Source organism: Bradyrhizobium sp. B120, assembly GCF_049075665.1.
Lineage (GTDB): Bacteria > Pseudomonadota > Alphaproteobacteria > Rhizobiales > Xanthobacteraceae > Bradyrhizobium.
Genome location: NZ_CP185242.1, coordinates 8,842,152 through 8,865,223, shown reverse-complemented (window position 1 = coordinate 8,865,223; position 23,072 = coordinate 8,842,152). Strand labels below are relative to the sequence as shown.

Here is a 23,072-nt window from a genome sequence, read left to right as displayed (position 1 = left end):
GCGGCCTGACAGCCGAGCACCGCGCCTACATCCTGCCCCTGGCGACGCGTGCTCGGCTGTTCACTTCGTGACCAGCCTTTGTCGTTCGAAACATTGAGCTGCGTCGCATCACCTCGACGAAGCGAGATCCAACCTGCGGGTGATCGCGATGGCCTCGAGGAAGGTCTCATCGTGGCTGACGACCAGCAGCGCGCCGTCATAGGCGCGCAGTCCGGCCTCGACCGCTTCCATCGATTCGATGTCGAGGTGATTGGTCGGCTCATCCAGGATCAGGAGCGGCGGCGGGCTCACGCCGCCGAGAACGCAGGCGAGGCCGGCGCGCAGCAACTGGCCGCCGCTCAGGCTCGCGACGATTTGCAGGGCTGCATCAGCGCGAAACATGAAGCGCGCCAGCGCCGCCCGACAGGCGTTCTCGCTCGCATCCGGATTGATGCGCCGGAAATTGTCCAGGATGGAGACTGACGGATCGAGCAGGCTGACCGCCTGGTCGAACATCGCAAAGCGGGTCATCACCTCGACGGTGCCGCGCGCCGCGGTCAGATCGCCGCTGATGAGCTTGAGCAGCGTCGTCTTGCCGGCGCCGTTAGGACCGACAATCGCGACGCGCTCCGGTCCTGACATAGAGAAGGTGAGGTTACGCAGGATCGGCGTTTCAGCGGCGTAGCCGGCATCGGCACCTTCGATCCGCAGCACCATCCGGCTCGCAGGCAGCTGCGTCGACGGCAGTTGCACCGAGAACGGTTGCAGCACCTCGATGCGCTGGCGCGCCGCGGTGGCGAGTTCGAGCGCTTGCGTCCGCCGCCGCTCGGCGAGGCGGGCGTTCTCGCCGCCGGTGTCCTCGCTGCGATCCTTGCGCAGTCCGGCGGCGATGCGCGGCAGATCGCCGTTGGCGTGCTTCCTCGCGCCGGCGCCGTCCTTGCGCGCCTGCCGTTCAGACGTTTCCCTCGCCTTGCGGTCGATCTCGGCGACACGCTTCTCGGCATCGGCCAGATCGTGTCGTGCCGCCGACAGCTCGACGGACTTACGCGCACGGTACTGGCTCCAATTGCCGCCGTAGCGTCGGGCTTCCAGCGAGGTCAGTTCGACGATCGCATCCATGGTCTCGAGCAGCTCGCGGTCGTGGCTGACGATGATGGCGCCATGCCGCCAGTCGGCGAGCAGGTCGATCACCGCCTGGCGCCCCGCGCGATCGAGATTGTTGGTGGGTTCATCGAGCAGCAGAAAGTCGGGTTGCGCGAAGGTCAGTGCGGCAAGGCGCGCCCTGGTGGCCTGTCCGCCGGACAGCGCCGCCAGCGGGGCTTCGAGCACATCGTTCAGTCCGACACGCGCGAGCGCGGATGCGATGCGGGTGTCGAGCGTCCAGTCGATATCCGCAAGCTCTTCAGTGCTCGCAAGGCCCTGTTCGGCCCGGCGCAACGCGGCCAGCGCACCGCGTGCGCCGAATAGATCGACGACGCTTTCGTCCGGCGTCACCTGAACCGTCTGATGCAGCATCGCGACGCGTCCCTGAACCGCGACCGTGCCGGATTGCGGCGCGCGCGCGACTGCGATCAGGCCGAGCAGCGTCGTCTTGCCGACGCCGTTCCTGCCGACAAGGCCGGTCCGTTCGGGTCCGAAGTTCAGATCGATGTTGGAAAGGAGAACCCGGCCGTCAGGCGCGGACAGGGTCAGATGGGAGAGCGTGATCGATGCAGGCATGGCAATGGATATCCCGGTGGGCAAGGCTGATGGGCGTTGCGGTCCGGATGAAATCCATGGCTGTCGGCATCCTCTCGAATTGATGGTTGAAGCGATGTAGCCGCACATTGGGCCGGGATCAAGGCGCGAAGCAAACCGTCACGCCGCTTCCGCGAAGGTCCAGCGGTCTGGATCCGGCGTGTGGCCGATCAGCGCGAGACCATAGGCGATCGACTCGAACTGATCCGCCGAGGTCAGCCGCGCTTCGCCGAAACGCTCGGCGAACAGGCGCTGCACCGCCGGCACGAACGAGGTGCCGCCGGTCAGGAATACCTTCTCCACGTCGCGCGCGGTGATGCCGGATTTCGCCAGCGCCTCGTCCACCGTCGCACCGAGCCGCTCGATGTCGTCGGCGATCCAGGATTCGAAATCGTCGCGCGTCACGGTCGCGCCGATATCGATGCCCTGGCGGGCAAAGCGGAACTCGACGCGGTCGCGGCTCGACAGCGCGACCTTGGTGTCGGAGACGGCGCGGTACAGCGCAAAGCCGAGATCGTGGTCGACGATGGTGATGAAGTCGTGCAGCGGCGCCGGATCGATCGCGGTGCGCGCGAGCTGCTGCAACTCGCGCAAATCGCCATTGCCTCGCATCATCGCGAGCTGATGCCAGCGGGCGAGGCTCGAATAATAGTGATTGGGGATCGGCAGCACCTTGTCGAACGAGCGGTAGTTGGTGCCCTTGCCGAGCCGTGGCGACACGATGTGGTCGACGATGCGGTAGTCGAAGGTGTCGCCGGCGATGCCGATGCCGGAATGTCCAAGCGGCTCGGCGCGCAGCACGCCGCCCTTGCGCGAGAAGCGCATCACGGAAAAGTCGCTGGTGCCGCCGCCGAAATCGGCGACCAGCACCGTCGCATCGTGATCGAGGCTGCGCGCGAAGGAGAATGCGGCGCCGACCGGCTCGTAGACATAGCGCGCGTGGCCGGCGCCGAGCCGCTCGAACGCGGCCCGGTAGCGCTGCATCGCAAGCTCGTCATTGGGATTGCCGCCGGCAAATTTCACCGGGCGGCCGACCATGATGGTCGGCGCGCCCAAGTCGAAGCCTTCGCCGGCATGGCGCGTCAGCGTGCGCAGGAACGCCGCGAGCAAATCCTCGAACTTGTAGCGCTGCCGGAAGATCTGGGTGGTGTTGAACGCCGAGCTTGCCGCAAAGGTCTTGAACGACTGGATGAAGCGATGGATCGTGCGTCCCTCGAGGAACTGCTCGATCGCCCACGGGCCGCCCTCGGCGCGCGGATGCAGGCCGGCGCCGGGCCGGTCCTCCCAGAAGCACAGCGCGGAGACATAGACGCTATGCGTGCGGCCGCCATGGTCGAATCGAACAGCCTCGACGCGGCCGTCGCCATCGGACAGCGCGACCACGGTGTTGCTGGTGCCAAAATCGACGCCAATCGAGACGGCGGGCGGGGCGCTCGTCATGTCATGCTCGGATTGTCTGTGAAAGGGGGCGGACCTTTAGCGGCTTTGGCCACGTTTGCCAACCCGTCTGAACATCACAAAGTTCACGATCCGCGGAGTGACACGGGCGTCATGCGCGTGTCAGAAATTCGCAACCGTCTTCAGGCCGAACACCAAAGCGTTTGCGTTCCGGCTGGTGCCGCCGGGGTCGATCACGTACTGGATGTTCGGCCGCACCTGCAGGCCGGCGAGCGGCCGGTAGGTGTAGTACAGTTCCATGACGTATTCATTGCCCTGGACGGCGACGGGACCGAGGCCGGCGAGATTCTGCAGCTCTTCCGACCAGGCGATGCGGCTGTTGACATGGGTGGTGCCGACCGCAAATCCGATGTCGTCCTCGGGGCGCGACTGGAATGGTCCGGTATAGGTCAGGCCGCCGGCGATTTGATAATCGGTGGTGGCCGTGCGGCGGTCGGCCATTGTCGCATTGAAGAACAGGCTGACCATGCCGGCGGAGCTCGCTTGCGACGAGCGGATCACCTGCTGAACGAAGCTGACATAGGCACCGTAACGTCCGCGGCTCTGTAGCAGCGGTTGTCCGCTGAGGACGGCCGGGTTGCCGTTGACGTCGGTGACCACATCGGGGGCGGTCGACGTATCGTACCAGCCACCGAACTTGTAGCTGCCCTGCAGATTGCCGAACTTCGGCAGCCAGGCGATCTCGGCCGGAATCAGCAGGCCGGTGGATCCCGAGTAGAACACCGGAAGCGCCGATTGCGAGACCTTCAGGTAATTGGGATTGGCGTCATACACACCGAACTGAAAATAACCGAAGCCCTGCAGGTTGAACTTCAGCCGCGTGGCCCATTGGCTGACGGGCCAGTTGTAGATGTAGTTGCCGACGAGGTTGCCGGGCTGCGCGCCGCAGAAGGTCAGGTTCTGGAAGTCGCATGCGAACGATGCGAAGTCCTCGCCGAAGGTGATGCGTCCGATCTTCCAGTCGACCAGGCCGTCGATGAATTTCTGGTCGTACCAGAATTGCGTGAGCCGCAGCGTCTGGCCGCGTCCGAACAGCTCCTGCACCTGCTGCAGCGTGCCGAGCCGCGCGTCATCGCTCAGATTGCTGCCGTTGCGGTCGGTCCATGTGACCTGGATCGTGCCGCCGGGCACGACGCCGAGCTTTGCAAGATCGAACGTGGTGCCGAAGGTCCATTGATCGGTGTAGGCGACCTGCTGCCGCTGGCCGCCCGTTGCGTTGCCGGCAAGCTCGCTGGTGTAGCCGAACTGAAAATCGATGCCGGCATTCAACAGCCGGGTGCGCGCGCCGTCCCAATCGCCGAGCAGCCAAGGAACCGGTGCGGCTGTCGGACCGCTCGCAGCGACGGGAGTTGTCAGATCGGCGGCACGTGCGACCTCACCGCCTGCGGAGACCGATATCGCCGCGAGACCCAGCCAGAGACAGAACGCGGTCGGATGCTGCGTTCGGTCGCCGGATGACGCAAGCATGACGACGCTCCCGGATTCAATGCTTCAATGACTTCAATCCTTCAACGCGTAGGCGATGACATAGTCGCCGCGCTTGGTGCCGAACGAACCGTGGCCGCCGGCCGCGGTGACGACGTACTGCTTGCCGCCGGCCTCGTAGCTCATCGGCGTCGATTGGGCGCCGGCAGGCAGGCGATCTTCCCAGAGCACCTTGCCGTCGCGCACGTCGTAGGCGCGGATCGTGTACTCATAGGTGCCGGTGTAGAAGGCGACGCCGCCGGCGGTGGTGATCGGCCCGCCGAGCATCGGCACGCCCATCTTGAACGGAAGCGGCAGCGGCGTGGTGTCCCGGATCGTGCCGTTCGGATGCTGCCAGACGATCTTCATCGTCCTGAGATCGATGGCGGCCATCGAGCCCCATGGCGGCCGGTAGCACGGCACGGAGAGCGGCGACAGGAAGCTCGAGATATCGACCCCGAACGGCGTGCCGTACATCGGCTGCGTCCCGACCTCGCTGCCGACCGGCTTCTCGGCGGTCGGCGCCGGAGGATTTTGCGGGCCGCGCGGAATCAGCCTGGAGGCGAACGGCAGCGACATCGGATTGGCGATCGCGATCTGCCTGACGGGATCGACCGCGATGCCGCCCCATTCGAACATCCCGAGATTGCCGGGGAAGACCAGCGTGCCCTGCAGCGACGGCGGCGTGAAGGTGCCCTCGTAGCGCAGCCGGTGGAACATGATCCGGCACAGCAACTGGTCGAAGAGCGTGCCGCCCCACATGTCGGCGCCGGTCAGCTTGGCCTCCGGCCGGAACGTCAGCTCGGAAAACGGCTGGGTCGGTGCGGAGCGGTCGCCGGGCGCGGGGCCCTGCGGCACCGCACGTTCCGGCGCCGGCACGATCAATTCGCCGGTCCTGCGATCGAGCACGAAGATGTTGCCCACCTTGGTCGGCTGGATGATCGCGGGGACGACGCCCTTGGCCGTCGTCACATCGACCAGGCTCGGTTGCGAGGGAACGTCCATGTCCCAGAGATCATGATGCACGGTCTGGTACGACCAGACGCGCTTGCCGGTGTCGACATCCAGCGCGACGATCGAGCTGGAATAGCGCTCGACCAGCGCATCGCGATTGCCGCCCCAGATGTCGGGTCCGTTATTGCCGGTCGGGATGTAGACCAGATTCAATTTCGGATCGAACGAGGCCGTGATCCAGGAATTCGGCGAGCCGTTGGTGTAATGCCGCGTCGGCGACGGCAGCGCGTTCTCGTCGGCTGCGGCGGAGTCCCAGGCCCAGACCAGTTTGCCGGTGTAGACATCGAAGCCGCGGATCACGCCCGACGGCACTTCGACGGCGTAATTGTCGATCACCGCGGCGGCGACGACCAGGATCCTGTCACTGACGACCGGCGGCGAGGTCGGCTCGAAGAAGCCGGCGGTCTTGATCCCCATCCCTTGCTGCAGGTCGAGGACGCCGTGATCGGCAAAGCCATCGCAGAGTTTGCCGCTGTCGGCATCGAGCGCGATCATGCGGCCGTCGTTGACGGGCAGGAAGATCCGGCGCGGGCATTCGGCGGGGGCCGGATTGCCGCCAGAGTCGACGGCGCCAGCCGCGGTCTCGTGATAGGAGACCCCGCGGCAGGTCATGTGCTGGAACGTCTTGTTGTGCACCAGCTTGGGGTCGTATCGCCAGCGCTCGGTGCCGGTCCTGGCGTCGAGCGCAAACAGCACCTGGTGCTGCGAGCAGAGATAGAGCGTGTCGCGCACCTTGATCGGGGTGACCTCGAAGGTGGTCTCGCCGGAATCCTCCGGTGTCTTCACGTCGCCGGTGCGGAAGGTCCAGGCAACCTTGAGCTTGCCGACATTGTCTGGCGTGATCTGCTTCAGCGGCGAATAGCGCTGTCCGAATTGCGTGCGTCCATAGGCGCGCCAATCGCCATCCGGTTGCGGGTCGGCTTCGCTTTGCTGCACAGCAGGACCGACTTCGGCAATCGTGCCATTGATGTCGTGATAGCTCGACAGCAGCCCGGCCACGAGGACGACTGCTGCCGCCACGACGCCGACCCAGAGTGGCGCGGTCGCACGCCTGTAGGACACCGGCTCGTTTCGGACTAGCCGGCGAACGATCACCGGCGTCAGCAGCCAGAGTGCCATCGGGAAGATGATGTCGCCGCGCGCCGCGAGCGGCCACCAGTCGAATTTCACCTCATAGACGGCCCATGCGAGCGTGCCGACCAGCACGATCGCAAACAGCCAGAGCGCAGAACGGCGCTGCGCCAACAACAACGCAGCCGTGGCGAGAATGCCGATGCCGATAACAATGTAAGAGATCGATCCACCGAGCGCGGCGAGCCAGATGCCGCCGCCCGCGAGGACCAGACCAATCAAGGCGTAGACGATACCCGTGATAAAGACGGCCCTGGATCGCTGCATGGCTGCACCAGTGCGGAAGAGGCACCGGGCTTGTCCTGCGCAAGCGCAACAGGCCGCGTCCGCTCTCAAGAACTGTGGTTCAATCAACCGTAACTTGCAACGGGGAACTGCGACGTTGGTGCAACACAAGCGCGCAAAGTTGCGATATCAATTCTTGCCGAAGCAGGATCATTCAAACTGCGCGCACTTTGTTCAACAAGGCGCAACGCCAGGCGCCCGGCACTGACGCAGAGGTGACGGGTTCTCAGCGAATCTTGACTCGACGCGCTCTTCCAGTTCTGCGCCGGCGCTGCTTTATACCGTTCCGCAGATCTCATCGCAGATGCCCGGCGCGCAGGAGAAGCACGAATGACACTGAACCCTACGGCCAGGAATTATCGCGTCGCGGTCGCAGCCTACGAGGCGGGCCGACCGAGCTATCCGACGGAGATCGTCGCCGCGCTGCCGCTGCAGGCCGCGCGCTGTGTCGTCGATCTCGGAGCCGGAACCGGCAAGTTCACCCGCCTGCTGCTGCCGCATTTGTCCGAGACGGCGCGTCTGGTCGCGATCGAGCCGGTCGCCGAGATGTCGGCGAAGCTCGCCAACGAAGCGGGGATCGAGGTCATCAACACCCGCGCCGATGCGATCGGCCTCGAAACCGGCAGCGTCGATCTCGTGACCTGCGCGCAGGCGTTTCACTGGTTCGACAACGAGCCGTCCGTCGCCGAGATCGCACGACTGCTGCGTCCCGGCGGTACGCTGGCGCTGGTCTGGAACAACAGGGATGACCGCGCACCGTGGGTCGACGCCTTGTCGGTCATGATCGAGAAATACGCGGGCGACACGCCGCGGCAACGCTCGGGGCACTGGCGCTGGATCTTGCAGGATCCCCGCTTCGTGCTCGAGAAGGAAATCGTGCAGGACCATCCGCACCGGATGGCGCGCCGCGGTGTCTATGAGCGCGTCGTGTCGACGAGCTATGTCGCCAATCTTCCCGACGCCGAAAAGGCGGTCCTTCGCGACAGGACCGACGCCATCCTGCGTGAGGCCGGCCTCGGTGACGCCGACGAGGTGGTGTTTCCTTATGTCACGCAGCTCTTTTTGCTGAAGCGGGTCTAGAGCGCTTTCGAGACCGCGCTATTGCGCGGCGCGTCCTTGCTCGATGGTCTGCTTCAGGCGCGGCAGCGCCATGCGCCAGTAGAACGCGACATGTTTCGCTCCGGACTCGGCGCCGATTTCCCAACCGTCCCCGCGCCGGATCGGCGACGGCGGCACCTGCTGGGTGACGGTCAGCAGCGTCTCGCCGCCGTCGGCCGCGAGCGTCATCGTGACCGTCGCATAAGACTGCGGAATATCCGGCAGGCCCGAGACCTGCGACCAATAGGAATATGCGAGCCGTGACGGCGGCTCGACATGGAGGACGCGGCCCTTGTCGCGATAGCGCTTCGCGCCGATCTCCGCCTCGATCTCGATTGGTGCACCGACCTGCCAATCGGTGTTGAAATGCGCGTTGCGCCATGTCTCGCCGGCGTTGGGATCGATGATCGCGTCCCATACATGCCTTGGCTGCGCGGCGATGCGGATCGACTCGGTGACAGTCTGGAAGTCCAGGGGTTCATCCGTCATCGAATGCTCACTTGTCACCCACGACTTTCCATTTCCCATCCGCGCCACGCCGCAACGCTGGATCACCGATCCGGATGTGTTGCGCGAGAAAATCGATGAAGGCGCGCACCCGCGCCGGCAGCGGACCGGCATGGCCGACATAGACCGCATGGACGTCCTCGCGATCGCCCGGATTGAGATTTTGCAGCACCGGCACCAGGCGCCCGGCTTCGATATCCGGACCGATGTGAAACAGCGCCAGCCGTCCGAGCCCGATGCCGCCGAGCGTGAGCTGGCGCGCGGCCTCGCCGTCGCTGACGCGGGCGACCGGCGGCGGCAGTGCCTCCTCGATTTTCTCAGCGCGGCGGAACGGCCAGCCGCGGATGCTGCGCGGAAAGGTCCAGCCGATGCCGCGATGGGTAGCAAGATCGGCCGGCGTCTTCGGCGTGCCGAAGCGCGCGAGATAGGACGGTGCGGCGACCACCACCATGCGGCTGGTGCCGAGCTTGCGTGCGATCAGCCGCGAGGCGCCGAGCGGGCCGACGCGGATCGCGACGTCGGCGCGCGCCTGCATCAGATCGACCAGCGTGTCGGTCAGCACGATGTCGAGCGTGATGTCGGGATGCTCGCCCATGAAGCGCGGCAGCAGCGGCATCACATGCAGCATGCCGAACGGGATGTTGCTGTTCACGGTGAGATGGCCCCGTGGCACGCAGGACGCGGCCTCGCGTTCGGCCTCGTCGATATCGGCAAGGATGCGCTGGGCGCGCTGATAGAACGCCTGGCCCTCCTCGGTCAGTTGCAGCTTGCGGGTGGTGCGGTTGACCAGCCGCGTGCCGAGCCGCGTCTCGAGCCGGGAGACCAGCTTGCTGACGCCCGATGGCGTCTGGCGAAGGCTGTTCGCCGCAGCCGTGAAGCCGCCGAGATCGACGACGCGGACGAACACGTCCATCTCGCCGGAGCGGTTGGTGTCTGTTCGGGACATCTTGAATTCACGTCACAAATGATTGGATTGCGGCCATTCTAATCCTTATCGGTCCGGACCGCTATCTCGCATTGCGGAATCCTTTCCCTCCGGAGCGACACATGCCTCTCGCAGTCCTTGCCTTGACCGCCGGTGCCTTTGGCATCGGCACCACCGAATTCCTCATCATGGGGCTGTTGCTGCAGGTCGCCGCCGACATGCAGGTATCCGTGTCCGCTGCGGGGTTGTTGATTTCCGGCTACGCGCTCGGCGTGTTCGTCGGCGCGCCGATCCTGACGCTGGCCACGCGGCGGATGCCGCGCAAGGCGGTGCTGCTGGCGCTGATGGCGATCTTCACGCTCGGCAACGCGGCCTGTGCGCTGGCGCCGAACTACGAATTGCTGATGGCGGCGCGCATCCTGACCTCGCTGGCGCACGGCACCTTCTTCGGCGTCGGCTCGGTGGTCGCGACAAGCCTCGTCCCGGAGGACAAGCGCGCGTCGGCGATCGCCACGATGTTCATCGGCCTGACGGTCGCGACCTTGCTCGGCGTTCCCTTCGGCGCGTGGTTCGGCCTGATGCTCGGCTGGCGCGCGGCGTTCTGGGCCGTGGCGGTGATCGGCGTGATCGCGTTCGTCGTGCTGGCCGTGCTGGTCCCCGGCCATGTCGGTGCCAACGACAAGCCCGTGCCGCTGCGCGACGAACTCGCTGTGCTCGGCCGCCCGCAGGTCCTGCTCGGGCTTGCCATGACGGTGTTCGGCTTCGGCGGGCTGTTCGCGGTCTTCACCTATGTGCAGCCGATCCTGACGCGGCTCACCGGATTTTCCGACGCCGCGGTGTCGCCGATCCTGCTGGTGTTCGGCGCCGGCCTTGCGATCGGCAATGTCGCGGGCGGGCGGCTCGCCGACAAGGGAGTTGCGCGTGCGCTGCTGGTGTCGCTCGGCGGCCTCGCCGCCGTCTTGGTCGCGCTGGCGGCGGTGATCTCGATCAAGGCATTGGCAGTCGCACTGTTGTTCGTGCTCGGCATCGCAGCGTTCGCAACCGTGGCGCCGCTGCAGCTTCGGGTGCTCGAAGCCGCCGGTGTCGAAGGACGGACGCTGGCGTCCAGCCTGAACATCGCGGCCTTCAATCTCGGCAACGCGCTCGGCGCCTGGGCCGGCGGCGTCACCATCGATCGCGGCTTCGGCCTCGGTGCGCTGCCGCTGGTGGCCGCCGTCATCACCGCGGTCGGGCTGCTGCTCGCGCTGTGGAGCCTGCGCCTCGACCGGCCGGTCGTGCTTGCCACGCAATGCCCGGCCGAATGAACCGGATCAAGGGAGCATGACCATGGAATATCGCAATCTCGGCGCGTCCGGCCTGAAGGTCCCGGTGCTCAGCTTCGGCACCGGCACCTTCGGCGGCCACGGACCTTTGTTCTCGGCCTGGGGCCGCAGCGACGCCAGCGAGGCGCGGCGGCTGATCGACATCTGCCTCGAGGCCGGCGTCAATTCGTTCGACACCGCCGATGTCTATTCGAACGGTGCGTCGGAGGAGATCCTCGGCGCCGCGATCAAGGGCCGCCGCGACAGGGTCTTGATCTCGACCAAGACCGGCCTGCCGGTGGGCGACGGTCCGCTCGATGCCGGTACGTCGCGCTATCGCCTTGTCGCTTCGGTCGATGCGGCGCTGCGCCGGCTCAACACCGACCACATCGACCTCCTGCAACCTCATGCCTTCGACGCCTTCACGCCGATCGACGAGGTGCTGTCGACCCTCGATGCGCTGGTGCGCGCCGGCAAGCTGCGCTATGTCGGCGCCTCGAACTTCTCCGGCTGGCATCTGATGAAATCGCTCGGCATCGCCGAGCGGCACGGCTGGCCGCGCTACGTCGCGCACCAGGTCTATTATTCGCTGGTCGGCCGTGACTATGAATCCGAGCTGATGCCGCTCGCGCTCGACCAGGGCGTCGGCGCGCTGGTCTGGAGTCCGCTCGGCTGGGGCCGCCTCACCGGCAGGATCAGGCGCGGGCAGCCCTTGCCGGCGAACAGCCGCCTGCACGAGACCGCGCAGTTCGGACCGCCGGTCGACGACGAGAAGCTTTACGCGATCGTCGACGCGCTGGACGTCGTCGCCACCGAGACCGGCCGCAGCGTGCCGCAGGTTGCGATTGCCTGGCTGCTGGCGCGTCCCAGCGTGTCCTCGGTGATCATTGGCGCACGCGACGAGGCGCAGCTTCGCGACAATCTCGGCGCAGTCGGATGGTCGCTCTCGGCGGACCAGATCGCGCGTCTCGACAAAGCGAGCGCGGTGATGCCGGCTTATCCGTACTACCCTTACCGGATCCAGCAAGGTTTTGCGCGGCTCAATCCGCCGCCGGTGTGAGCCGGCCGCCGGACCGCCGGCGTCATGGTCTCACGCTTGCGCGGAATGTTTGCAGACTTGCCGGCGATATTCCGCCGGCGTGACGTTCATGTGCTGCCGGAACACACGATTGAGGTGGCTCTGATCGGCAAAGCCGCTCAGCAGCGCGATCTCCTTCAGCGCAACGCGGTCCTTGCGCAGATGCTGACACGCGTGCTCCACCTTGCGCCGCAGGACATAGGCATGCGGCCGCGTGCCGTAATGCACACGGAACTTGCGGGCGAACTGGATCGGCGTGCAATTGCAGATGTTCGCCAGCTCCTCCAGCGTGATGTTCCGGAAGATGTTCTGCTCGATATAGTCCTCGATCAGCCGGGCGTGCGCAGGGCGAAAGCGTCCTTGCGCGCACGGCATCTTGAATTCGATCGCCGCATATTTCCGCAGGATGTGCACGCTCGCCTGCAGCGCCAACGCGTCATAGCAGAGGCGTCCGCCCGGACCGCCTGCGGCAACCTCCTGAACCATCTGGTCGTTGATCCAGGTCAGCATCGGGTCTTCGGCCTTGAGCAGGTCGTGAAGCTCGATCGCCTCGGCGTCGCGGTCGAAGGCATCGCTCGCGGTCTTCATCATGAGGGCAGGGGCGATATAGAAGTGGGTGACCTCGATGTCGTTCTTCCAGTGCCAGCTCGATGGCTCGGCGCGGGTCAGCAATGACGTGACGCCGCGACCGACGTGATCCTGCTTCCATGCACCGGTGACGCGACGGTTCATCGACGTCACGCCGTCGCGATAGAGTACGAGCAGGAAGTTTTCCGACGGGGGAACCCAGATATCCGATGGTTCATACCGGAAAATCCGCAGCCGGAAGTCGCTCCTCCCGACTGAGGCGCTGTCCAGCTTCAGCTCACCGGGCGCATAGCGCGGCAGCTCCTCGACCGTGATCAATTGGCCCATTGTGCGAGCCTCCTCCGTGGAATCCGTGGCGCGGTTGAGCGCTTCTTGTTGGCTGGACGTCTGAGCGCAGGATAGGCCGCTTTCGCGGTTTGCCAAGGCGACCAACGGCCGATGGCTCGATTGCACGGCCGCGTTCCAGAGATTGTCGGTTTCATCCAAGCCGCTCGGTCGCACGACCCGTAGCCTGCTCTGCGTCTCGGCGACAGCGTCAGCGGCCGAGACCCAATTGACGCAACGCACCATCACCCGGCGACACGGCGGGCATGAGCGCGTGCGAGCAAGGCAACAGGAGGAAACGATGACCGAGACCGTCACAAGGTCGAATGGAAGCAATGGTGCGCGTGCAACGACCAAGCTCGACGCCGTGGTCGTCGGCGCCGGCGTCGCCGGTCTTTACCAACTGTTCCGTCTGCGCGAGCAGGGGCTGAGCGTGAAGGCGATCGATGCCGGTTCAAGCGTCGGCGGCACCTGGTACTGGAACCGCTACCCCGGCGCGCGCTTCGATTCCGAAGGCCACACCTATCAGTACCTGTTCTCCGAAGAACTCTACAAAGGCTGGAGTTGGAGCGAGCGGTTCCCGGGCCAGCCGGAGATCGAGCGCTGGCTGAACTACGTGGCCGACCGCCTCGACCTCAGGAAGGACATCCAGTTCGGCACCACGGTCAAGAGCGCGCATTTCAATGAGGCGACGCAACGCTGGCTCGTGACGACCGACCAGGGCGACGTGATCGATACCCAATTCCTGGTCACCTGCTGCGGCATGCTGTCGGCGCCGCACGTATCCTTCCCGGGACAGGAGACCTTCAAGGGCGAGCTGTTCCACACCGCGCGCTGGCCCAAGGGGCCGATCGAACTCGCGGGAAAGCGTGTCGGCGTGGTCGGCAACGGCGCGACCGGAATCCAGGTGATCCAGTCGATCGCCAGCGAGGTCGGTCATCTCAAGGTGTTCATCCGCACGCCGCAATACATCATTCCGATGAAGAACCCGAAATGGGACGCAGCCGATGCCGAGGCCTACAAGTCGAAATTCAAGTTCCTCACCGAACGGCTGCCGAAGACGTTTACCGGATTTGAGTTCGACTTCGAGCACGCCTGGGCCGACCTGACGCCGCAGCAGCGCCGTCAGGTGATCGAGGACTGCTGGAATGACGGATCGCTCAAGCTCTGGGTTTCGTCCTTCGCCGAATTGTTCTTCGACGAAGCCATCAACGCCGAGATCACCGAATTCGTGCGCGAGAAGATGCGGGAGCGGATCAAGGACCCCAAGCTGTGCGAACAGCTGATTCCCTCCGATTACGGTTTCGGCACGCACCGGGTGCCGCTGGAAAGCAATTTCCTCGAGGCCTTCCACCGGCCCAATGTCCAGATCGTCGGCGTCAAGAACAATCCGATCGCCCGCATCACGTCCGAAGGTATCCAGACCGCAGACGGCACGGTGCACGCGTTCGACGTCATCATCCTGGCCACCGGCTTCGACGCCGGAACGGGGGCGTTGACGCGGATCGACATCCGCGGTCGCGAGGGACGATCGCTGAAGGACGATTGGGGCAGGGACATCCGCACCACGATGGGCCTGCAGGTCCACGGCTATCCGAACCTGTTCACGACAGCGGTGCCGCTCGCGCCCTCGGCCGCGCTTTGCAACATGACGACCTGCCTGCAGCAGCAGGTCGAGTGGATCGCCGATTGCATCAAGTATCTGCGCGGCAAGAACCTCAACGTCATCGAGCCGACCAGGGACGCCGAGGATCAGTGGGTGGCGCATCATGACGAGACCGCCAACGCAACGCTGATCGCCAAGACCAACTCCTGGTACCTCGGCTCGAATGTCGCGGGCAAGCCGCGCCGGGTGCTGTCCTATTGCGGCGGCGTCGGCACCTATCGCCAGAAATGCGACGAGGTCGCCGCGAGCGGCTATCAGGGCTTTGCCATTCAGTAGCGCCTGATCGGAACTGGATTTGTAGCCCGGATGGAGCGAAGCGCAATCCGGGGCCGGTGTCACCGGCTGCATCAGCCCCGGATTTCGCTTCGCTCCATCCGGGCCACGCAGGTCAACATCACAAAGTATGGGAGGACGACAATGAGCATGAATTTTGGTGCGGCAGCAGATGCGATTCTCGACGGCGTCGTGACATCCAACCCGCGCGTTCCCGGCGTCGTTGCCATGGTGACCGACCGCCATCGCAACATCTACGAAGGCGCCGCCGGCAAGCGCCGTCACGACCAGGCCGCGGACATGACGACCGACAGTGTGTTCGCCATCTTCTCGACCACCAAGGCGATCACCGGGACGGCAGTCCTGCAACTCGTCGAGGAGGGCAAGCTCGATCTCGACGCGCCGGCCAAGACCTACGCGCCCGACCTCGGCAAGCTCAGGGTTATCGAGGGTTTTGACGACAACGGCGAGCCGCGGCTGCGGGCGCCCAAGCGCGACATCACCACGCGCATGCTCATGGTTCACAGCGCGGGCCTCAGCTACGACTTCATCAATCACACCTATAATCGCCTCGCGCAGGAGAAGGGGCAGCCCAGCGTGATCACGGCGTCCAAGGCTTCGTTGATGACGCCGCTGCTGTTCGATCCCGGCGAGCGATGGGAGTACGGCACCAACCTGGATTGGTGCGGCCAGATCGTCGAGTCGATCGCCGGCCGCCGGCTTGGCGAGGTCTTCAAGACGCGGATCTTCGAGCCGCTCGGAATCCAGGACACGGCATTTGAGCTCACCGACGCGATGCGCCGCCGGCTCGCCGGCATTCACGCCCGCAACGCCGACGGCTCGCTCACGCCGATGGATTTCGAGCTGCCGGCCAATCCGGAGATCCATATGGGCGGCCACGGACTCTACGGCACCATCGGTGACTATATGCGCTTCATCCGGATGTGGCTGAACGACGGCGCCGGCGAGCATGGCCGGGTCCTGAAAGCCGAAACCGTGCGGATGGCGGAGAAGAATCATCTCGGCAACAACAAGGTGACGGCCATCACCGGCGTGATCACCTCGCTTGCCAACGACGCCGAGTTCTTCCCCGGCCAGTCGAAATCATGGGCGCTGAGCTTCATGATCAATGACGAGCAGGCTCCGACCGGCCGCCCGGCCGGCGCGCTCGGCTGGGCCGGCCTCGCCAACCTGTTCTACTGGATCGATCGCCAGAACGGTTTCGGCGGATTCTGGGCGACGCAGATCCTGCCGTTTGGTGATCCGACATCCTTCATCGGCTACATCAATTTCGAGACCTCATTCTACGAGGCCCTGAAACTGCGCAAGGCGGGTTAAACCTTCGGGAACACCATGCGCATGCAGGCGCCACCGGACGGGGCTTGATCGACCTCGATCCGGCCGCCGTGCAGACGCATGATGCTCTGCACCAGATCGAGGCCGAGGCCGGCGCCGCGCCCGCCCGGATGCAGCCGGCGGAACGGCTCCAGGATCTGCTCGCGCTCGTCGGGCGGAATGCCGTCGCCATCATCGCAGACCTCGATCCGGCCGGCTGTCGCGACCCGAACCAGGATCGTGCCGCGTCGCTGGCCGTGGTCGACGGCGTTCTGCACGAGATTGGTGAGGGCGCGTTCGAGCGAGGTCTGGTCGCCGGTCACCATGACCGTCTCGCTGTCGTGCTCGAAGGACATTTCATATCCTGCCGCGAAACCCAGCGGTGCGAGGTCGAGCACGACCTGCCGCGCGATGCCGACGAGATTGACGGGGTCGAACGTGTCGGCGCGCTGATCGAGCCGCTGCAGGTCCAGCAGTTGACCCGCCATGACGCTGAGGCGGGTGGCGTCCTCGAGCAGATGGGTCTTCTCCGGTCCGGCCTCCAGCGAAGCGACCCGTGTCGAGAGAATCGCGATCGGCGTGCGCAGCTCGTGTGCGGCATCGGCGAGGAAACGCCGGTGGCGTTCGTAACCCTTGTCGAGGCGGTCGAGTGCGGCATTGATGGCCTTGACCAGCGGGGTGATCTCGATCGGCACCTCGTCGAGCGGCAACTGCGCGCCGCGCTGGTCGATGTCGATGCGCTCGGCCTGCGCCGCGACCTGTGCGAGGCCCTTCATGGCCCGGCGCACCACGAACGGGGTCGCGACCAGCGTCGCCAGCGTCATCAGCACGACGATCGGGAGGATCATGTTGAGGAACAGCAGCGGTGTGCTCTCCAGCGCGCGCCACATCGAGAGCTGGCCGTAGGTGCCGGTCAGGATCTGAATCTGCCCTGCCGCGGTGTCGACCCATTTGACGAGACCCGCGGGCCGCGTGGCTTCCGCTGCATTCCATTTGAGCCGCGCCTCGCTGATATGATCGAGGCTTGATGCGATCGGCGCGAATTGCGCGGGCACGGCGCCTTCGGCGAGCTGATGGCCCTCAGCGTCGCGGATGACGAACCAGAGGTCGGCGTGCTCGGCGCGCAGGGCGGCCAGCTCCGGCGTTTGCCGCAGCGTCAGTCCGCCCGCTTCATCGCGCGTGACGGCATCGCGCAGCGTATCGAGCGTGCTGCCTTCGTACTCGCCGATCAGCAGTCCCGCCCGCAGCAGCCCCATGGCTGCGGCTCCGATCAGCAGGATCAGGAGAGTCAGCGTCACGGCCTGCAGGCCCGCGAGGCGTCCGATCAGGCGCCAGGTGAGGGATCGCGGTCGCAGCACGCTCACGGTGTCTCCCGCAGTACATAGCCGAGGCCACGAACGCCGTTGATGGTGACGCCGGCGTCGGCCTCGGTGAGCCTGCGGCGCAGACGCGACACATGGGTGTCGAGCGCATTGGGCTGCACCTCGTCGTCGAGGCCGTAGACCGCCTCCATCAGCGCGGAGCGTTGCACCATGCGCCCCATCCGATGCAGCAACGTCTCGAGCACCAGCCGCTCGCGACGCGGCATCTCCAGGGGCCGTCCGTCGACGCTCGCCTCGCGATGGGTGAAGTCGAACGACAGGCGCCCGATCCGCGCGGCATGCTCCTGCACGCTCGCGGGCCGGCGCAACAGCGCGCGCAACCGTGCCAGCAACTCCTCGAATGCAAACGGCTTGCCGAGATAATCGTCGGCGCCGCTGTCGAGGCCCGAGACCCGGTCCGCGAGCTCGCCGCGGGCAGTCAGCACCAGCACCGGCACGGTGTTGCCGCTCGCACGCAGTTTCGGAATCAGCGACAGCCCGTCGCCGTCGGGCAACTGGCGATCCAGTACGATCGCGTCGTAACTTCCCGCAGCGGCAATCGCCTCGGCTTCCAAAAGATCCGGTGCGTGATCGACCAGCATGTCGTGGCGCGCGAGTGCCGCACGCAGCGCCGCGACCATATCCGGCTGGTCCTCCACCAACAGCACGCGCATTCGTCGTCCTTACCTCTGCCTTGGTTCGTCATTCGATCCGCCGGCTTTATGCCCGATTCATTGCGGCAACCTTGCGGTTTTCTCCGCGCGAATGCGTCGCGGAGCGAAATTTCGCACGCGCGCGCATTCGCGCCATGCTGACGCAAGCTTCGCATGAGACAGAGGCGTGCATCGGGACGGTCGAATCGTCTCGACACCGACCGACACTGCTCAACCGGCGGGAGCCTGCCACGCATGATGGTGGGCACCCGCAATGCGAAAGACACGCGAATGGCCTTGTTAATGAATCCGTGGCGCCAGACCGATTGTGCGCTTATCGTGCGGGAGCTCCAGCATGTCGGCCGCTGACATCCTGCCGTTCGTCCGCGCCTGGGTGCGTAATCCGTTGCGTGTCGCCGCGGTCGCGCCGTCCGGGCCCGCTGTCTCGTCGCTCATGGCGCAGGAGATCACCGCGGACACCGGTCCCGTGCTCGAGCTTGGCCCCGGCACGGGCGTCTTCACCCGCGCGTTGCTGAAGCGCGGCGTCAGGCAGCACGATCTGACGCTGGTGGAATACGGCTCCGAGTTCATCCCGCTGCTGCAGCGGCGCTTCCCGGGCGCGCGGGTGCTGTGGATGGACGCGGCCTGGCTGCGGAGGGAAAGGCTGTTCGACGGGGCGCCGGTCGGTGCGGTCGTGAGCGGCCTCGGGCTCCTCATGATGCCGCCGGAGAAAGTCATAACCATCCTCCACGGCGCCTTCGGCTATCTCCGCGCCGGCGGGGCGTTCTACCAGATCACCTATGGTCCGCGTTGTCCTGTCGCAGACGCGGTCCTGGATCGCCTCGATCTGCAGGCGAGCTGCATCGGGCAGACATTCTTCAACCTGCCTCCGGCTTCCGTGTACCGGATCAGCCGCCGCCACTCCCACGCTTGATCGAGACGCTATGGACACGTCGAGCACGATCGCGATGTTTCTGCACTTCGGCCTGGTGGGTATCGGCTGCCTCGCCGTCGCCGAGAAGTTCATTCCGTTGCTGCCGTCCTACGTGCTGCTGATGCTGCTCGGCTTGACGGTCTCCGACGGCACGATGCTCGCGATGACCATTCTGGCAACCAGCGTCGGGTCGGTCGTCGGTGCCATCGGCTGGTACGGGCTCGGGCGCGTGCTCGGCTCGCGGCGCATCGAGGGACTGGTGGCACGCTATGGCAAGTTCGTGTTGCTGCGGCCCTCGCTCTATCGACAGCTCACCGACGCCTATCGCGGCAATCATTTCTGGGTGACGCTGATCGGTCAGACCCTGCCCACCGTGCGGATCTACCTAGCTCTCCCGGCCGGCGTGCTGCGGCTGGAGCCGCGCGCCTTCGTGATGGCGACGGCGATCGGCACCGTGATCTGGAACATGCCGTTCCTCACGCTCGGCTATGCCCTGCGCGGCAGCAGCCACGATCCGGTCAGCCTCGGCTTCTGGGTGGTGGTCATTCTGATCGCCGTGGAGGTCGCGCTGCTTCTAGGATTTCGCTTCTACAAGCGTTCGCTCGCGCCGCGCCCTCTTGGGGAGCCGCGCTTGCTACCCTCACGCTTGCCGGTGGAGGAAGGTGCATGAGAACCCTGTTGTCCCGCCTGCGGCCGGGCTCCGATACGCTCGAGCGCGCTGCCGCGACCCTGCTGGTGCTGGCCGCGAGCTATCAGTTCGGTCACGCGGCTTCCGGCGGGCGATATCGCGCCGCCGAGTTCGCGCTGCTGGTGCTGATCGCAGGCATCTATTGGCACCGCTCGATCTTCAGGCGATGCGCCAGCCGCGATGTCACGAAGGTTCTCGCGGGATTGGCCGAGGCCATGGCGGCGGCGTTTCGGCCGGACGGCGGTATGCATGGATATGGCGATCGCGCGGAAGCGAGGCGGGTCGCGCCGCGGGATGTCGTCAAGGTCAGGAGCCTGTTCGTCTCCGACGTCCATCTCGGGACCCGGGGATGCCAGGCCGAGCGGTTCATCGACTTCCTTCGTCACCATGATGCCGAAACCGTGTTCCTGGTCGGCGACATCGTCGATGGCTGGTGTCTGCGGTCGAGCTGGTACTGGCCCACGGCGCACAATGCCGTTGTGCGGGAGTTGATCGAGCTCGCGCAACGGGGCCGGCGCCTGGTCTACATTCCCGGCAATCACGACGAGTTCCTGCGTGACTATGCCGGCGCGGCGTTCTGCGGCGTCGAGATTGTCGAACGGGCGATCCATCGCGGCCTCGACGGCCGCGACTATCTCGTCGTGCACGGCGATCATTTTGATCTCGTGGTGCGGCATGCGCGCTGGCTCGCGCTGATCGGCGATGTCGGCTATCGGGCCGCGCTGGCCTGCAACGTCTGGCTCAACTGGATCAGGCGCCGATTTGGGTTCGGCTATTGGTCGTTCTCGTCCTGGGCGAAGTTGCGGGTCAAGAATGCGGTCAACCACATCGGCCGGTTCGAAGAGGTGCTGGCATCGGAGGCCGCGCGCAGCAACGTTCAAGGCGTGATCTGCGGTCACATCCACCACGCGGCGCTGCACGACGATTTCGGCGTCCGCTACATCAACACCGGGGATTGGGTTGAGTCGTGCACGGGCGTGGTCGAGCGCTATGATGGGCAGTTTGAAATCATCCGATGGACGGAGGCGCGAACGACGCTCGATGCGGCGGAGCTTGCGCCGCTCGCGCAGGCGGCCGCCTGATGCGCGTGCTGGTCGCAACCGATGCCTGGCGGCCGCAAATCAATGGTGTGGTCCGCTCGCTCGAATATCTCGCCAGTGAAGCGCCGTCGCTCGGCGCCGAGATCAGCTTCTTGACGCCGGCCGATTTCCGCACCGTGCCGCTGCCCGGCTATCCGGAGATCCGGCTCGCGCTGCCGACGATCGGGCGTATCGCGCGCGCCATCGCGGCTGCCCGCCCGGACTCGGTGCACATCGCGACCGAGGGCCCGATCGGCTGGATCAGCCGGCACGTCTGCCAGACCCGCGGCTATCCGTTCACGACCAGCTACCACACGCGCTTTCCCGAATATCTCGCCGCACGGCTGCCGGTCCCGCTGCGGTGGAGCTACGCGGCGTTGCGCCGTTTCCATAATAGCGGAGACGGCATCATGGTCGGCTCGCCGTCGCTCGAGCAGACGCTGCAGGCGCATGGCTTCCGCAAATTGATGCCATGGTCGCGCGGCGTCGATGCCGAGCTGTTTTGCCCGCGTACAGAGCGGCCGATCGCCTTCCCGGCGCCGGTGTTCCTCTATGTCGGCCGCGTTGCGGTCGAGAAGAATCTGGATGCCTTTCTCGGTCTCGACCTGCCGGGCTCGAAGGTCGTGGTCGGGGACGGGCCGCAGCGCAGCAGTTTGCAGGCCCGGTTTCCTCACGTGCATTTCCTTGGCACACGGACCGGCCGGGCGCTCGCCGACGTCTATGCGTCCGCCGATGTCATGGTGTTTCCAAGCCTGACCGATACGTTCGGGATGGTGATCTTGGAGGCGCTGGCCAGCGGCCTGCCGGTTGCGGCCTTTCCCGTGATGGGGCCGCTCGATGTGATCGGCAAGTCAGGCTGCGGCTGTCTCGATCACGATCTGCGCCGCGCGGCGCTCGGCGCGCTGCTGGTGCCGCGCGAGAAATGCCGCGCCCACGCCCTGACCTTCACCTGGCAGGAAAGCGTGCGGCAGTTCCTCGACAATATCGGGCGGGCGCACGCGACGCGGGCGCGCGCAGCCGTTGCAGGAGGATGAAGCCGCCGGCGATTGCAGCTAGCTGCCGAGCAGCTCCGTGATCAGTCCGGCTGCCTTGATCCCGGTGCCGCTGATGATGACGACGGTGCGCTCCGCCGGCCGGATCGCGCCGCGCGCCGCTAGGACGTCGAGCGCGGCGGCGGCCGAGGCCGAGGTCGGCTCGACGAACAGGCCGGTCCGCGCCAGCCGCTTCAATGCGGCGACAATGCCGTCTTCGGGAATCGCGACAGTGCCGCCGCCGCTCTCCTTCAGCGCCGCGATCATCTGCTTCAGGCGCAGCGGATGCTTGATCGCGGTGCCCTCGGCGATGGTCTTGCGGACCGCGCGGTCGACCGGCGTGTCGACGCCGGCGGCGAAGCTGGCATCGACCGGCGAGCAATTGAGTGGTTGGGCGGCAAAGAGGCGCGGCAGCCGCGTGATTTGCCCGGCCGCGAGCAGTTCCTTGAAGCCGATATAGCAGCCGAGCAGGCTGCTGCCGGCGCCGACCGGCATGATGACATTGTCGGGCGCGGTGAAGCCGAAGTCTTCCCAGATCTCGTAGGCCAGCGACTTGGTGCCTTGCAGGAAGAACGGCTGCCAGTTGTGGCTGGAGTAGAAGATCTGCTTCGACTGGCGGATCGCTTCCGCCTCAGACTCTTCGCGCGGGCCTTCGACGAGCTGCACCTCGGCGCCGAAGGCATGCATCTGCGCCACCTTCATCGGCGATGTCGTCGCCGGCGCAAGGATCCTGACTCGCATGTCGCCCGCCGCGCCATAGGCCGAGACCGACGCGCCGCCATTGCCGGAAGAGTCCTCCAACACCGCGTCGACGCCGAGCTCGCGCAGGAAGGACAGCATCACGGTGGTGCCACGATCCTTGAAGCTTGCGGTCGGATTGAACCATTCGAGCTTGAAATGCGGCCGCAGATCGCCCCACGGCTTCTCGACCGCGGGCGTGCAGCCTTCGCCCATCGTGATCGGCTGCCTGATCTCGACCGGCAGCGCCGCGCGATAGCGCCACAGCGAGCGCGTCCCGCGCTCGACCTCGTCGCGGGAGATGCCGGGCAGCGGCGTGACGAGCAGCGGCTTGCCCTCGTCGGAGCACCAGCGCGGGACCTCCAGCGGATAGAGCTTGCCGTTGAGCGGGTCGATGTAGCTGGGTGATGGCATCTCGGTTCAGT

Annotated in this window: 19 protein-coding genes; 9 read left to right on the top strand and 10 right to left on the bottom strand. The window is 65.8% G+C overall.

The annotated features are described in order from the left end of the window. Positions 1 to 108 precede the first annotated feature (108 nt). The 4 genes from ACOIX3_RS41065 to ACOIX3_RS41050 all read right to left on the bottom strand — a co-directional run bounded on the left by ACOIX3_RS41065 (position 109) and on the right by ACOIX3_RS41050 (position 7,050). A complete protein-coding gene (locus ACOIX3_RS41065) occupies positions 109 to 1,698 on the bottom strand; it encodes an ABC-F family ATP-binding cassette domain-containing protein (RefSeq protein WP_420967662.1) in 1,590 nt (529 codons plus the stop codon). Positions 1,699 to 1,836: 138 nt separating this feature from the next. Further along, the gene (locus ACOIX3_RS41060; RefSeq protein WP_420967661.1) at positions 1,837 to 3,156 is read right to left on the bottom strand and encodes an Hsp70 family protein; all 1,320 of its coding nucleotides are present in this window, start codon (positions 3,154 to 3,156) and stop codon (positions 1,837 to 1,839) included. A gap of 120 nt (positions 3,157 to 3,276) precedes the next feature. After that, positions 3,277 to 4,641 (bottom strand): carbohydrate porin, encoded by a 1,365-nt coding sequence (locus ACOIX3_RS41055; protein WP_420967660.1) that lies wholly within the window; start codon positions 4,639 to 4,641, stop codon positions 3,277 to 3,279. A gap of 33 nt (positions 4,642 to 4,674) precedes the next feature. After that, positions 4,675 to 7,050, bottom strand: coding sequence for a glucose/quinate/shikimate family membrane-bound PQQ-dependent dehydrogenase (locus tag ACOIX3_RS41050; RefSeq protein ID WP_420967659.1), 2,376 nt, complete (start codon positions 7,048 to 7,050; stop codon positions 4,675 to 4,677). A 348-nt stretch (positions 7,051 to 7,398) separates the two neighbouring features. Here ACOIX3_RS41050 and ACOIX3_RS41045 point away from each other — a divergent pair, with 348 nt between their 5' ends. Then, on the top strand, positions 7,399 to 8,148 hold the full coding sequence (locus ACOIX3_RS41045) for a class I SAM-dependent methyltransferase (protein ID WP_420967658.1): 750 nt from the start codon (positions 7,399 to 7,401) through the stop codon (positions 8,146 to 8,148). An 18-nt stretch (positions 8,149 to 8,166) separates the two neighbouring features. Here ACOIX3_RS41045 and ACOIX3_RS41040 read toward each other — a convergent pair whose 3' ends face one another. Then, the gene (locus ACOIX3_RS41040; RefSeq protein WP_420967657.1) at positions 8,167 to 8,655 is read right to left on the bottom strand and encodes an SRPBCC family protein; all 489 of its coding nucleotides are present in this window, start codon (positions 8,653 to 8,655) and stop codon (positions 8,167 to 8,169) included. A 7-nt stretch (positions 8,656 to 8,662) separates the two neighbouring features. Further along, complete coding sequence (locus tag ACOIX3_RS41035) at positions 8,663 to 9,619, bottom strand: LysR family transcriptional regulator (protein WP_420967656.1); 957 nt, start codon at positions 9,617 to 9,619, stop codon at positions 8,663 to 8,665. 101 nt (positions 9,620 to 9,720) lie between these two features. Between ACOIX3_RS41035 and ACOIX3_RS41030 the strand changes: the two genes are divergently transcribed. Next, positions 9,721 to 10,902 (top strand): MFS transporter, encoded by a 1,182-nt coding sequence (locus ACOIX3_RS41030; RefSeq protein WP_420967655.1) that lies wholly within the window; start codon positions 9,721 to 9,723, stop codon positions 10,900 to 10,902. 22 nt (positions 10,903 to 10,924) lie between these two features. Next, the gene (locus tag ACOIX3_RS41025) at positions 10,925 to 11,959 is read left to right on the top strand and encodes an aldo/keto reductase (protein WP_420967654.1); all 1,035 of its coding nucleotides are present in this window, start codon (positions 10,925 to 10,927) and stop codon (positions 11,957 to 11,959) included. A gap of 30 nt (positions 11,960 to 11,989) precedes the next feature. Here the strand turns inward: ACOIX3_RS41025 and ACOIX3_RS41020 are convergent, their stop codons facing one another. Beyond that, positions 11,990 to 12,892: a helix-turn-helix transcriptional regulator gene (locus ACOIX3_RS41020; protein WP_176534312.1), complete on the bottom strand. Its 903-nt coding sequence runs from the start codon at positions 12,890 to 12,892 to the stop codon at positions 11,990 to 11,992. A 298-nt stretch (positions 12,893 to 13,190) separates the two neighbouring features. Here ACOIX3_RS41020 and ACOIX3_RS41015 point away from each other — a divergent pair, with 298 nt between their 5' ends. Further along, the gene (locus tag ACOIX3_RS41015) at positions 13,191 to 14,831 is read left to right on the top strand and encodes a flavin-containing monooxygenase (RefSeq protein ID WP_420967653.1); all 1,641 of its coding nucleotides are present in this window, start codon (positions 13,191 to 13,193) and stop codon (positions 14,829 to 14,831) included. 141 nt (positions 14,832 to 14,972) lie between these two features. Continuing rightward, on the top strand, positions 14,973 to 16,166 hold the full coding sequence (locus ACOIX3_RS41010) for a serine hydrolase domain-containing protein (protein ID WP_420967652.1): 1,194 nt from the start codon (positions 14,973 to 14,975) through the stop codon (positions 16,164 to 16,166). Here ACOIX3_RS41010 and ACOIX3_RS41005 read toward each other — a convergent pair. Both ACOIX3_RS41005 and ACOIX3_RS41000 read right to left on the bottom strand, forming a co-directional pair. Further along, on the bottom strand, positions 16,163 to 17,518 hold the full coding sequence (locus ACOIX3_RS41005; protein ID WP_420971925.1) for a sensor histidine kinase: 1,356 nt from the start codon (positions 17,516 to 17,518) through the stop codon (positions 16,163 to 16,165). The two genes, ACOIX3_RS41010 and ACOIX3_RS41005, sit on opposite strands and share 4 nt — an antisense overlap. A gap of 5 nt (positions 17,519 to 17,523) precedes the next feature. Then, a complete protein-coding gene (locus tag ACOIX3_RS41000; RefSeq protein WP_420967651.1) occupies positions 17,524 to 18,198 on the bottom strand; it encodes a response regulator transcription factor in 675 nt (224 codons plus the stop codon). Positions 18,199 to 18,532: 334 nt separating this feature from the next. Between ACOIX3_RS41000 and ACOIX3_RS40995 the strand changes: the two genes are divergently transcribed. The 4 genes from ACOIX3_RS40995 (at position 18,533) to ACOIX3_RS40980 (ending at position 21,912) form a co-directional block, all read left to right on the top strand. Beyond that, positions 18,533 to 19,111, top strand: coding sequence for a class I SAM-dependent methyltransferase (locus ACOIX3_RS40995; RefSeq protein ID WP_420967650.1), 579 nt, complete (start codon positions 18,533 to 18,535; stop codon positions 19,109 to 19,111). A gap of 10 nt (positions 19,112 to 19,121) precedes the next feature. Next, positions 19,122 to 19,781, top strand: coding sequence for a DedA family protein (locus ACOIX3_RS40990; protein WP_420967649.1), 660 nt, complete (start codon positions 19,122 to 19,124; stop codon positions 19,779 to 19,781). Positions 19,782 to 20,044: 263 nt separating this feature from the next. Further along, a complete protein-coding gene (locus ACOIX3_RS40985) occupies positions 20,045 to 20,881 on the top strand; it encodes a UDP-2,3-diacylglucosamine diphosphatase (RefSeq protein ID WP_420971924.1) in 837 nt (278 codons plus the stop codon). Then, entirely contained in the window at positions 20,881 to 21,912 is a 1,032-nt protein-coding gene (locus ACOIX3_RS40980; protein WP_420967648.1) for a glycosyltransferase family 4 protein, read from the top strand. Before ACOIX3_RS40985 ends, ACOIX3_RS40980 begins: the two co-directional genes overlap by 1 nt. An 18-nt stretch (positions 21,913 to 21,930) precedes the next feature. Here ACOIX3_RS40980 and ACOIX3_RS40975 read toward each other — a convergent pair whose 3' ends face one another. Next, positions 21,931 to 23,061 (bottom strand): threonine synthase, encoded by a 1,131-nt coding sequence (locus ACOIX3_RS40975; RefSeq protein WP_420967647.1) that lies wholly within the window; start codon positions 23,059 to 23,061, stop codon positions 21,931 to 21,933. Positions 23,062 to 23,072 lie beyond the last annotated feature (11 nt).